Below are 12,623 nucleotides of genomic sequence, written 5' to 3' on the forward strand. Positions count from 1 at the left end.
GTCTACCGATGGCGGCCCACTTGGCAGCACCGATGCACCCACGGGAGACAGTCTGCTGTATTAGGTCCCCTAAATGGCAGACCTATTTTTGTCACCCAAGGTAAGACGACGATCATTATCGAACCGAGACCTTATTGGGGTTTGGTCGAATCGACGCTTGGAAATTAAAGCCAATTACGTGATCAGCTTCCGGAGGCGCGTTCCTTCAGCACACGCCGCTGCTGCTCCAGCGCGACCAGCTCTGCGAACAGCCGGTTGTACTCCTGCTGTTCCTCGACGGGATTGGTGCGCTGCATCCGCGACTTGAGCTGCTCGACCGTCCGCGCGACCGCGACGAGTTCCAGCGCGGCGAGCATGGCGGAGGCGTATCTCTCCTCACCGGACAGGTCCGCGCGCAGTTCCTCGACCGCGAAACGGGTGACCACCGGGCGCATGGCCTCGGGCACACCGTCGAGGAGCCGGTCGACCCACTCCCGCCCGCCGTGACCCGCGGCGGCCGTACCGCCGGCGTCGACGACCAGTTTGTGCAGGGCGACGTGCTCGGGCAGCGTGAACGCCTCCGGACCGATCGCGTCGAAGCCGGGGCCGAGCAGCGCGGGACGCTGCACGGCCAGCTTCAGCACCTCGGCCTCGGTCCGCACCCCGGGGTCGGTCAGCTCGGCGACCTTGCGCGGCCCCGCGGGCCGCCGTTCCCGCGCCGAGACCGCTCCCTGGGCGGTGACGGCGGTCTCGGCGATCCGGTCCATGACGAACCGCTCGTTGTTGAAACCGAGCCAGCGGTCGAGGTCCACGGCGTACAGCTGACGCAGCGCCCGGTCCTTGATCCCGGCCACGATCGGCGCCGCGGCGTCCAGCGCGGACAGCTTGCCCTCGTTCGTGCTCACGTCGTAACGGGAGATCATGCTGCGGATGGCGAACGCGAACAGCGGCTCGCGGCTCGCGATCAGGTCCCGCACCGCGGCCTCGCCGCGCTTGACGCGCAGATCGCAGGGGTCGAGCCCGTCGGGCTGGACGGCCACGAAGGTCTGGGTGACGAACTTCTGCTCGTCGGCGAAGGCCCGCAGCGCCGCCTTCTGCCCCGCCGCGTCGCCGTCGAAGGTGAAGATCACCTCGCCCTGCGATCCCGACTGGTCCAGCAGCAGCCGCCGCAGCACCTTGATGTGCTCCTGGCCGAACGCGGTGCCGCAGGTCGCCACCGCCGTCGGCACCCCCGACAGATGACAGGCCATCACGTCGGTGTATCCCTCGACGATCACCGCCTGGGACCGCTTGGAGATCTCCCGCTTGGCCAGGTCGACCCCGTAGAGGACCTCGCTCTTCTTGTAGAGCGGGCTTTCCGGGGTGTTGAGGTATTTCGGGCCGTCCTCCGCGTCGTTCAGTTTGCGCGCGCCGAAGCCGATCACGTCACCGGTGATGTCGCGGATCGGCCAGACGAGCCGCCCGCGGAACCGGTCGATGGGCCCCCGCCGCCCCTCCTTGGCCAGCCCGCCCTTGATCAGCTCCGCGGCGGTGAAACCCCTGCCCATCAGATGACGGCAGAGCGCCTCCCACTCGGCGGGCGCGTAACCGACCCCGAAGTGCTCGGCGTCGACGCGCTCGAAGCCGCGCTCCGACAGGAACCTGCGGCCGATCGCGGCCTCGGGGGACGACAGCCTCCCGGCGTAGAACTCCGCCGCAGCCCGGTGCGCCTCGATGAGACGGCTGCGCTCGCCCTGCTCACGCCCGGGGACGTAGCCGCCCTGCTCGTAGCGGAGCTGGATGCCCGCGCGGTTGGCCAGCCGCTCGACGGCCTCGCCGAACGACAGGTGCTCCAGCCGCCTGACGAAGGTGATGACGTCCCCGCCCTCGGCGCATCCGAAGCAGTACCAGTAGCCACGGGTGGGGGTGACGTTGAAGGAGGGGCTCTTCTCGTCGTGGAAGGGACACAGTCCCTTCAGGTTGCCGCCGCCCGCGTTGCGGAGCTGGATGTGCTCACCCACGATGTCCGCGATCGGTGAGCGCTCCCGCACGAGCGCGATGTCCTCGTCACTGATCCGGCCTGCCACGCCGTGAGTCTAGTGGGGTCCCCCGACAGCTTGGGGCTCGACGGGACAGGGCACCGACTTTCCCGAACAGGTCATGACCAACCGGAAGGTCGGTTACAAATGTAAAGGCTGATTCTCGATAACGTTACCCTGGTGGAGATCATGCGATCGGGGCACATAGCTCGACTGACCGTGGTGACCGGCGCGCTGCTCGTCACCGGGGCCTGTGCGTCGCCGGGCGGAGTGGCGGGCATCAGCACCATGCCTCCCGCGGCGGAGATGGCGGCCGCCGCGCCGGGCGCGATCACGGCGACGATTCCGACCCCGACCCCGACTCCCGCACCGCAGGCGGTGGTGACGCCTCCGCCGGGCGAGGAGCCGGTGCAGGTTCCGCCGCCCAAGCTGTCGAAGTTCACCTACGTCTTCCCGGTGAAGGACTGCAAGGTGAGCTACGAGAGCAGGCTGCTCGTGCTGCCCAAGACCACGATCTGGACCGGCAAGGGGTGTTCCTTCGTCTCCCCGGTGAGCGGCGTGGTCGACGAGGTCAACGCCAAGAACCGCTGGAAGCCCTCGACCGACGACGGCTCCGACCGCGAGGGCCGCTTCGTCACCGTCGTCGGGGATGACGGCGTGCGCTACCTCGGCGGCCACCTGGACAGCGTCGCCTCGGGGCTCAAGCCGGGCACGCGGGTCTCCGCGGGCCAGGTCCTCGGCCGGATCGGCAACTCGGGCAACGCCCGCTCGACCGCCAGCAACCTCTACTTCGCGATCTCCTGGAAGACCGACCCCTCGCTCTGGTGGGTACGGCGCGGCATGGTCAACCCCTGGGACTACCTGGACGCCTGGATGGACGGCAACCGCACGCTGTCGCCCGCCGAGGAGACGCGGGCCGTGATGAACCGGGTCGGCTCCTCCCCCAAGTGCTGGACGCTGTGCTCGTCCAAGCCGGGCGCCACGGAGAAGCCCACCAAGAAGCCCTCCCCCACGCCCGAGGAGAAGATCCCCCTGGGCGGCTGACCTTCCGCCCACCGCCGGCGAGGGGACGGCCCGGCACGCCCCGGAGCGAGCGGGGTTCCGCGACGAGAGGCCGCAAAGGGGCGATCGGAAACACGCGGTCCCCTCGGCTACGACGGCGTGGTCTTCGGCGTGCGCGCCTTCCCCGTGGCGTGGTGACGGCCCTGAGCCTCACCGCCCCCTGCCGGCCGTTCCACGGCTCGTTCCACGGCGAAGGCACCCGAAGCCACGCCGGTCGCCGTCCCTCGGCGGGGGACGGCGACCGGCGTGATCCGCGGCGCGATCGTCACTCGGGGTCGTAGGCGAGGTTGGGGCGCAGCCACTGCTCGACCTGGGGAAGGCCGAGCCCCCGCCGCCGCGCGTAGTCCACGGCCTGGTCCCTGCCGACGCGCCCGACGGTGAAGTACCGCGAGTCCTGGTGGGCGAAGAGCAGCCCGCTGACGCTGGCGGCGGGGGTCATCGCGAAGGACTCCGTCAGGGTCATGCCGAGCTTCTCGGCGTCCAGGAGCTCGAACAGATCCCGCTTCAGGCTGTGGTCGGGGCTGGCCGGGTAGCCGAGGGCCGGCCGGATGCCCCGGAACCGCTCGGCGTGCAGGTCCTCCAGAGCCGGGTCGATGTCCGGCTCGTACCAGTCACGCCTGGCCTGCAGGTGGATGTACTCGGCGAAGGCCTCGGCGAAACGGTCGGCCAGCGCCTTGACCATGATGGCCCGGTAGTCGTCGTGACGCGCCTCGAAGTCGGCGGCGAGCTTCCCCGCGCCGTGCACGGACACGGCGAAGCCGCCGAGGTGGTCGCCCCCGGGGGCCAGGTAGTCGGCCAGACACCGGTTGGGACGCCCCTCGGGCTTGACCGTCTGCTGCCGCAGCATCGGCATGCGCAGGGTGGCGGTGCCCGGCCCGGGCTCGATCAGGATGTCGTCGCCGTCGGAGCGGGCGGGCCAGAAGCCGTAAGCGCCGCGGACCTGGAAGCGGTCACCGGAGATGATCTCGTCGAGCAGGACGTTCGCCTCGTCGAACAGCTCGCGGGCCTCCGGCTGGTCCAGGATCGCCGGATACTTGCCCTTCAGCTCCCAGGCGAGGAAGAAGAACTGCCAGTCGATCATCGCGCGGAGGTCGGCCAGATCCGGCTCGATGACGCGCACACCGGTGAAGGCGGGAACGGGCAGGCCGTCGAAGGAGACCCGCTCGGGGTTGGCGCGGGCCTGGGCGATGGTCAGCAGGGGGCTGCGCTGCTTGTTCTCGTGCTGCTCGCGCAGGCGCTGCTGCTCGATCCGGTTGGCCGCGTCCAGCTCCCCGGCCCGGCCGTCGTCCATCAGGTCCGAGACCACGCCGACGACGCGGGAGGCGTCCAGCACGTGGACCACGGTGCCGTCGTAGGCGGGCGCGATCCGCACGGCGGTGTGCTGCCGCGAGGTGGTGGCGCCACCGATCAGCAGGGGCAGCTTCAGCCCGCGTCGCTGCATCTCGGCGGCGACGGCGACCATCTCGTCCAGCGACGGGGTGATCAGCCCCGACAGGCCCACCGCGTCGGCGCCCTCGGCGAGGGCGGTGTCCAGCACGGTGGCGGCGGGGACCATGACGCCGAGGTCGACGACCTCGTAGTTGTTGCAGCCCAGGACCACGCCCACGATGTTCTTGCCGATGTCGTGCACGTCTCCCTTGACGGTCGCGAGCACCACCTTGCCGTTGCCGCGAGAGGTCCCGGCCTCCGCCCCCTTCTCCGCCTTCTCCGCCTCGATGTAGGGCTCGAGGTAGGCGACGGACCGCTTCATCACCCGCGCGCTCTTGACCACCTGCGGCAGGAACATCTTCCCCGAGCCGAACAGGTCGCCCACGATCTTCATGCCGTCCATCAGCGACCCCTCGATCACGTCGAGGGGACGGACCGCCCGCTGCCGGGCCTCCTCGGTGTCGGCCTCGATGAAGTCGACGATGCCGTGCACGAGCGCGTGCGCGAGACGCTTCTCCACCGGCGCGTCGCGCCAGGACAGGTCGACCGTACGGCGGGTGCCCGAGCCGCTGACCGTCTCGGCGAAGGCGACGAGCCGGTCGGTGGCGTCGTCACGCCGGTCGAAGAGCACGTCCTCGACGAGCTCCAGCAGGTCCGCCGGGATGTCCTGGTAGACGGCGAGCTGCCCGGCGTTGACGATGCCCATGTCGAGCCCGGCGCGTACGGCGTGGAACAGGAACGCCGAGTGCATGGCCTCCCGCACGACGTCGTTGCCGCGGAAGGAGAACGACAGGTTGGAGATGCCGCCGCTGGTGCGGGCGCCCGGGCAGCGCCGCTTGATGAGCGGCAGCGCCTCGATGAACGCCTTGGCGTAGCCGTTGTGCTCGGCGATGCCGGTGGCGACCGCGAGCACGTTCGGGTCGAAGACGATGTCCTCGGGGACGAAGCCGGCCTTCTGGGTGAGCAGGTCGTAGGCGCGGGCGCAGATCTCCACCTTGCGCTCGGTGGTGTCGGCCTGTCCCTGCTCGTCGAAGGCCATGACGACCACGCCGGCGCCGTACGTCCTGATCCGCCGGGCCTGCTCCAGGAACGGCCCCTCACCCTCCTTGAGGCTGATGGAGTTGACCACGCCCTTGCCCTGCACACACTTGAGGCCCGCCTCCAGCACGCTCCACCGCGAGCTGTCGATCATGATCGGGATGCGGGCGACCTCGGGCTCGGTCGCGATCAGGTTCAGGAAGGTGGTCATCGCCCGCTCGCTGTCGAGCAGGTCGGCGTCCATGTTGACGTCCAGGATGTTGGCCCCGCCGCGCACCTGCTCCAGCGCGACGTCCACGGCGCCCTGGTGGTCGTCGGCCTCGACCAGCCGCCGGAACCGGGCCGAGCCCGTGACGTTGGTGCGCTCCCCGATCATCACGAAGCCGGTGTCCGGGCCGATCTCGAAGGGCTCCAGGCCGCTGAAGCGCGTGGCCGCCGGCGGCGCCGGGATCGCGCGCGGCGCGAGCCCGGACACGGCGGCCGCGATCCGCGCGGTGTGCTCGGGCGTGGTCCCGCAGCATCCGCCGACGATGTTGGCCATCCCCGAGGCGGCGAACTCGCCGAGCAGGTGCGCCGTCTCCTCGGGAGTCTGGTCGTAGCCCCCGAAGGCGTTCGGCAGCCCCGCGTTGGGGTGGCAGGCCGTGTAGGTGTCGGCCAGACGCGACAGCTCGGCCAGGTGCGGGCGCATCTCCTCGGCGCCCAGCGAGCAGTTCACACCGACCACCAGCGGATCGGCGTGTTCGATCGAGCTCCAGAACGCCTGGACGGTCTGCCCGGAAAGGGTCCGTCCGCTCAGGTCGACGATGGTCACCGAGATCCACAGCGGCAGGTCGGGGGCGACCTCGCGGGCGGCGGCGATCGCGGCCTTCGCGTTGAGCGTGTCGAAGATCGTCTCGATCAGCAGCAGGTCGACCCCGCCCGCGGCCAGCCCCTCGATCTGCTCGGCGTACGCCTCGCGGACCTCGTCGAACGAGACCGCGCGGTAGGAAGGGTCCTCCACCTTCGGCGACAGCGACAGCGTGACGTTCAGCGGTCCGACCGAGCCCGCCACGAACCGCCCGCCCGCCTCGTCGGCGGCCTGCCGCGCGAGCTGGGCGCCGCGCAGGTTCATCTCCCGCACGTACGCCTGCAGCCCGTAGTCAGCCTGCCCGACGCTGGTCGCGGTGAAGGTGTTGGTCGTGGTGATGTCCGCGCCCGCCGCCAGATAGCGCCGGTGCACGTCCAGCACGAGATCCGGCCGGGTCAGGTTCAGCAGGTCGGGGTCACCGGTCACGTCCCACGGGTGATCGCCGAAGCGGTCGCCGCGGTAGTCGGCGGGGGTCAGCGAGGCGCCCTGGAGCAGAGAGCCCCACGCCCCGTCCAGAACCACGACGCGCCGGTCCAGAAGCTCCCGCAGCGCCTGCGCTTTGGGACCGAACGACTTGTTCATCAGACCACCTCCCGCTCTGGGAGGCGCCCTTGATGGTCATCGGGAGGCCGAGCGTGGCGGGCCTGAACCCGTTGCAGCGCCTCTCGACCTGAGAACGACGATACCGAACCCCGGACGGCCCTTTGAAGCACATCACCCCATTACCATCTGTCACATCCCTTCACCCGGCGGAGTCAAAACAGATCACCTCCCCTTTTCCCACCCCATCCAGCCCGAACCGATCGGTGACAGTCGCCTTTCGGCGATGCCGCCGGAAACGGGGAACGGGCCGGGCCGCGGGATGCCCGCCGACGGCCGCCTTTACAAAGTAAGTTGAGCGCTGTGTGGCACGGCGGCCACATTCCGCGATATCGCCTCGTCCCCGGAACCCTGCCCTGAAAGGCGAGGCCGGACAGAGCCGAAGCGGCGCACGCTTTCCGCCTTCTCGGGCCCGATGACCTCTCGGACGACCCGCGTCACCGTCAGGTCTGGTCAAGACTCACGATCAGAAGCGTTTCCGGCTTGGCCGATGCCTCGATCACCTTCGCGATCTCATCCGGATAACTCTTGTCCTCCTCGGGATAGAACGGATGAAAGTCCAGATAAACGCCATCCCATATGGTCGACCTCATCTGCGTCCCGTGAGGGGGCATCCGCGCGACAACCGTCCATTCACGTTCGAGCAGGAGAGCATCGGCCCTGTCGGCCGCCTCCTGACCGTTCGCGCCTCCGACGTCGATGACAAGCATGTCCGTGACCTCGGCCCCCGCTCCGTAGTCGCCCTCGACGGTGGCCTCCCCCAGCACCCTGCCGATGCCACGCACCTCGTCGAGGACGGCCGGATCAACACGCGACGTCCCGTAGAACAACCCGCACCCCGCGACCAGGAACTGCACGCCAAGGAACACCGCGGCCACGACGATCCACCGGCGACCGCCGTTCTCCTCCGCCTGGCCGACGCCTACGGCGTACCGACCGGCCTCGGGGCGCCGTGCCAGCGCCAGGTGGTGAGGCGGGGGCGGCCGGGAAGGGCCGCGCGGCCGGTGGACCACAGGAGGGCGGGCCAGGGGGCGGTGCCGGCGGGGGCGTCGGGGAACAGCCGGGTCAGGACACGGGCGCACAGGTCGGCGGGGGGTTCCCAGGCCAGGCCGAGTCCCTCGGCGACGTCGTGCGTGTGAACCAGGATCTCCACCACGCCCATGGCCGCGAACCCCTCGGGGTCCGCCACCCCGAAGACGTGGAACGCGCGGACGTCCGGCGGAGCCGTACGGACCATGGCGACCAGCAGGGCTCCACTGGCCTCCAGCACGCTCAGCAGCCCGGCGGGACCGAGACGGCGCTCCGCGAAGATCACGTTCGCCGGGCCGTCCGGCTTCCGGCGGACCCATGCGAACGGGACGTGATCGTCCAGCGGGGGTGTCTCGGGAGCGAACTGGGCCGCGTAGGAGAACAGGTCGTCGGCGAGGTGCTCGACGGTCTCCCAGCAGCTCCACTCCAGCGATCCGGCCCTGGCGTCCCAGTCCGCCTCGGCCGCTCCGCGCAGGGTGGCGACCGCCAGCCGGACGGCATGCCGGACGTCGTCCGCGGTGACGGGACCGGCCGGTTCGTGGGCGTGTGACATGCCCCGAGCATAACGAGACGACTCTCCGCCCTCACCGCGTCAATCCCCGCGCTCCCTCCGCCGGGTGGAGCATCCGGGCGCTTCCGAGATGCGGAGGGGAAGCGCCCGGACGGTCTCGCGGGCGGAACGGTCGTCCCGGGGCCACGGCCTTCGAGGTAGTCGAGGGCGATGAGCGGCTTCACCGGCGAGGCGGACCGGAACCGCCGGTGCCCGTCACCTCGGGTGGACGTCCCGGTGGTGCGGTCGTACACCATGTAGACGGATCCGGAAATATGCCACCGTCGTGATTGACCCCCGTACGGTGCCGGCACAGCGCGGCCTGCGCCACGGACACCGGTGACAGAGCCGAAACAGCCGCGACAAGCGCGGCCGCCAGCAGCCCCACCAAGAATCTCATGGCCACTTCCTCAGCAGCCGGAACCGTCCCGGCCGCGTTTCCTTCCGTCCGGAGCGGCGTTCTTCGCCGGTTTTCGGCAGAATACGGAGAGCCCCCGAGAACACATCGTCTCTATTTTGAGAACGGACTTTCCCGCCTCACCGTGACACTTTTCGGCCCGACGATATACCGGAGTGGTGTCCCGTTCGTTTTCCACCGCCTCCGAGGCGGCTCTCATCGTCCCCGACTCCCCCACCCCTGCCGGTGGAGGTCAACACCCGTCCGCGGCGTCGTGGACGTTTTTCGCGCAGATCATGACACGGCCGCCACAACGGTGCCCGTTTCCCGGAAAAACGGGGAAAGAGGACCGTCACCCCCGCCATGACCATCCTGCGCCATTTTCATGATCTTATCCTTCACGGTGTCTTTCAGGAGTGCCGGAACAGCGTCCGTGTGAACACGCGCCCGCCATGGCGGGGCCCGAAGGCGCGAAAACCTCCGGCGAGTGAAGAACATGGCCCCGTGATGACCGTCCCACGGACCTCCGCCACGCCTCCCGTGGGCGTCGACGCGAGCCCGGAGATCGGACGGCCGCCGATCAAAGGTTCGACACCGACTACGTAATCACGCCACAAATGGCCGGACAATCCATATTTCAGCCATTAATCACTGGATTCCTGCCATGGCTGGGACAGCACACCACACCGCGCAATCCGAGCAGTCGCTTGACCCTCGAATCACCCGGCCCGGGGAAGATCTCTCTTCCAGGGCGTGAGGAGATGCCGTGAAGGGTTCCCAGGGAATCGGGCTGGTGCCCTGTCTGGCGTTCGCCGTGGGCACGATGGTGGGCGGCGGGGTGTTCACACTCTCCGGAACCGCGCTGAACGAGGCGGGGCCCGCCGCCCTGGTGAGCTATCTGGTGGCCGGCACGGTGATGCTGCTGTCCGCGCTGTCCTTCGTCGCCATCTCCTCCAGGGCCGGCCCCGGGGAGTCTGGCTACGGCCCGGTCGGCGACCTCCTCAGCCCGCTGTGGCGCTATGTGGTGATGTGGGGGTTCTATCTCAACGGCCTGACGATCATCGCCTTCCTGCTGGTCTCCTTTGGCGAATACCTCCGGCACTACTTCCTGCCGAATCTGGGCGTGACCGTCGCCGCGCTGCTCGCGGGCGTGCTCATCACCTGGCTGAACCTCGGCCCCGCCGACCTGGTCGCAAGAACGGAGACGCTGGTCGTCGCCCTGAAGATCGCACTGCTGCTCGTCTTCGTGGCCTGGGGAGTGGCGAGCTTCACCTCCATCCGGTTCACCCCCTTCGCCCCGCACGGAACCGGCGGGGTGCTGAGCGCGAGCGCGCTGCTGTTCACCGCCTACACCGGTTTCAACGTGGTCACCAACATGGCGAGCTCGGTGCGAAACCCGCGGCGGACCGTGCCGATCGCGGTGATGGGCTCGGTGCTGTTCTCGGCGGCCCTCTACATCGGGGTGGTGCTGGCGATGCTGGCCAGCGACATCCGCACGTTCGGCGCCGCGGGGGTCGGCCAGGCCGCGGAGGCGCTGATGGGCGCATGGGGCGGCTACATGATCGCCTTCGCCGCCTGCCTGTCCACCCTGTCGGGGGCGAACGCCAACATGCTCGGGGCCAGCGAGATCATGCTTCGCATGGTGGCGCGGGGGGACGTGCCGCCGATCGCGGGCCGCGCCACCCGGCGCGGCCACCCCCTGATCAGCGTCCTGTTCATCGGGGCCGTGACGGTGGTGCTCATCCTCACCTCGGACATCACCACGATCGTCGGGCTGGCCAACGTCGGGGCGCTGGTCTCCATGGTCGTGGTCAACATGGCGGCGGGAGTACTGGCCCTGCGCGGCTGGCCCGGCGAGGGGACACAGCTTCCCGGCGGGGTCGCCATCCCGGTGATCGGGACCCTGTCCTGCCTGGCGCAGTTCCCCTCACTCGGCTGGCGGCCGGTGGCGCTGGGCCTGCTCATGGTCGCGGCCGGGCTGCTCGTCTTCCGGCTCATGCACCGGCTGCCGCAGGAGGAGCGGGACGCGGAGCGGGCGCGGGCGGCTCTCCACCACCTGGAGACGCCGCTGCTGCGCGCCCTGCGCGGGCCGTCCGACTGACGCCCGCCCCGGAGGCGGGATCTCACCTGTCAGGCGGCGGAGATTTCACCGGGCCGTTACGGAGAGCGGGCAACCAGAACCGATTGACCGTTTTATTGGCTTTTGTGGGCCTTCTGGTATTTGGCAGCCGGGTATGTAGCCGTCGGCCCTCCCGATCGGTGAGCAGGAGATCTCCATGGCTTTGCACAAGGTCACGAGCAAGGAGGTCACCGAGTTCGGTGACCTGTACACGTCACCGCTGAGCGAGAGGGTGCTCCCGAAGTACAACATCCCGGACGCGCAGTCCGATCCGCGCGTGGTCTACGACCTGCTCCGGTCGGAGTTGCTGCTGGACGGCAACGCCGCGCAGAACCTGGCGACGTTCTGCACCACGTGGAGCGACGAGGAGGTCCATCGGCTGATGGACAGGTCGCTCAACAAGAACATGATCGACAAGGACGAGTATCCCCAGACCGCGGAGATCGAGTCACGCTGCGTGCACATCCTGGCGAAGCTGTGGAACTCCCCGTCCGGCCGGGACACGATGGGCTGCTCGACCACCGGATCGAGCGAGGCCGCGATGCTCGGCGGGCTGGCGCTCAAGTGGCGGTGGCGGCGGCGCAGGCAGATGGACGGCAAGCCGACCGACCGCCCCAACCTGGTGTGCGGCCCCGTACAGGTGTGCTGGGAGAAGTTCGCCCGCTACTTCGACGTGGAGCTGCGGCAGGTGCCCCTGGAGCCGGACGCGACCGGGCTGCGCCCGCACCAGCTGCGCCAGTACGTCGACGAGAACACCATCGGCGTGGTGTCGATCCTCGGCGTCACCTACACCTGCGACTTCGAGCCGGTCCAGGCCATCGCCGGGGAACTGGACGACATCCACGCCGAGACCGGACTGGACGTCCCGATTCACGTCGACGCCGCCAGCGGCGGGTTCATCGCCCCGTTCGTCCAGCCGGACCTGGAGTGGGACTTCCGTCTTGAGCGGGTGGCCTCCATCAACACCTCGGGCCACAAGTACGGCCTGGCACCGCTGGGCGTCGGATGGGTGGTGTGGCGCTCGGCCGACCTGCTGCCCAAGGAGCTGATCTTCGACGTCGACTACCTGGGCGGCGAGATGCCGACCTTCGCGCTCAACTTCTCCCGCCCCGGCGGCGAGGTCATCGCCCAGTACTACTGGCTGCTGCGGCTGGGCCGGGAGGGCTACCGCAGGGTCCAGCAGTCCTGCATCGACACCGCCCGGTTCCTGGCCGCCCAGATCGAGAAGATGGGACCGTTCGAGCTGCTGTACGACGGCAAGGGCGCCCTGCCCGGGGTGTCCTACACCCTGGCCGACAAGAACGCCGGCTTCACCCTCTACGACCTCACCGAGCAGCTGCGCGCACGCGGCTGGCAGGTGCCCTCCTACCCGCTGCCCCCCGACCGGCAGGAAACCGTCGTCCAGCGGGTGCTGATCCGGCACGGCATCGGCCGCGACGAGATGGGGCTGCTCGCCGAGGACATCCGCCGATCCATCGACCGGCTCGGCCGCGGCGGCGGGGGCGGGGCGAGGCAGCAGCCCGGTTTCCACCACTGACGGACACCGACGGGGCGCC

At 69.4% G+C, this 12,623-nt stretch carries 7 protein-coding genes and 1 riboswitch; of the genes, 3 read left to right on the top strand and 4 right to left on the bottom strand.

Features of this window, described 5'->3' with window-relative positions; translation table 11 throughout:
• Positions 1 to 182: 182 nt before the first annotated feature.
• Positions 183 to 2,045 (bottom strand): DNA primase, encoded by a 1,863-nt coding sequence (gene dnaG, locus AB0N02_RS14780; protein WP_363946003.1) that lies wholly within the window; start codon positions 2,043 to 2,045, stop codon positions 183 to 185.
• A gap of 141 nt (positions 2,046 to 2,186) precedes the next feature.
• On the opposite strand from dnaG, the gene AB0N02_RS14785 reads away from it, so the two are divergent.
• Positions 2,187 to 3,041, top strand: coding sequence for a M23 family metallopeptidase (locus tag AB0N02_RS14785; protein ID WP_363946373.1), 855 nt, complete (start codon positions 2,187 to 2,189; stop codon positions 3,039 to 3,041).
• Between the two features lie 283 nt (positions 3,042 to 3,324).
• Here AB0N02_RS14785 and metH read toward each other — a convergent pair whose 3' ends face one another.
• The 3 genes from metH to AB0N02_RS14800 all read right to left on the bottom strand — a co-directional run bounded on the left by metH (position 3,325) and on the right by AB0N02_RS14800 (position 8,554).
• Positions 3,325 to 6,954: a methionine synthase gene (metH, locus tag AB0N02_RS14790; RefSeq protein WP_363946005.1), complete on the bottom strand. Its 3,630-nt coding sequence runs from the start codon at positions 6,952 to 6,954 to the stop codon at positions 3,325 to 3,327.
• Between the two features lie 14 nt (positions 6,955 to 6,968).
• Positions 6,969 to 7,045: riboswitch (S-adenosyl-L-homocysteine riboswitch) on the bottom strand.
• Between the two features lie 370 nt (positions 7,046 to 7,415).
• Positions 7,416 to 7,850, bottom strand: a complete 435-nt coding sequence (locus AB0N02_RS14795; protein WP_363946007.1) for a hypothetical protein — start codon at positions 7,848 to 7,850, stop codon at positions 7,416 to 7,418.
• Between the two features lie 44 nt (positions 7,851 to 7,894).
• A complete protein-coding gene (locus AB0N02_RS14800) occupies positions 7,895 to 8,554 on the bottom strand; it encodes a maleylpyruvate isomerase N-terminal domain-containing protein (RefSeq protein ID WP_363946008.1) in 660 nt (219 codons plus the stop codon).
• Between the two features lie 1,160 nt (positions 8,555 to 9,714).
• On the opposite strand from AB0N02_RS14800, the gene AB0N02_RS14805 reads away from it, so the two are divergent.
• Positions 9,715 to 11,049, top strand: coding sequence for an APC family permease (locus AB0N02_RS14805; RefSeq protein WP_363946009.1), 1,335 nt, complete (start codon positions 9,715 to 9,717; stop codon positions 11,047 to 11,049).
• Positions 11,050 to 11,224: 175 nt separating this feature from the next.
• Complete coding sequence (locus tag AB0N02_RS14810) at positions 11,225 to 12,604, top strand: glutamate decarboxylase (RefSeq protein ID WP_363946011.1); 1,380 nt, start codon at positions 11,225 to 11,227, stop codon at positions 12,602 to 12,604.
• The last annotated feature ends 19 nt before the right edge of the window (positions 12,605 to 12,623 follow it).

Source organism: Streptosporangium sp. NPDC051022 (assembly GCF_040683035.1).
Lineage (GTDB): Bacteria > Actinomycetota > Actinomycetes > Streptosporangiales > Streptosporangiaceae > Streptosporangium.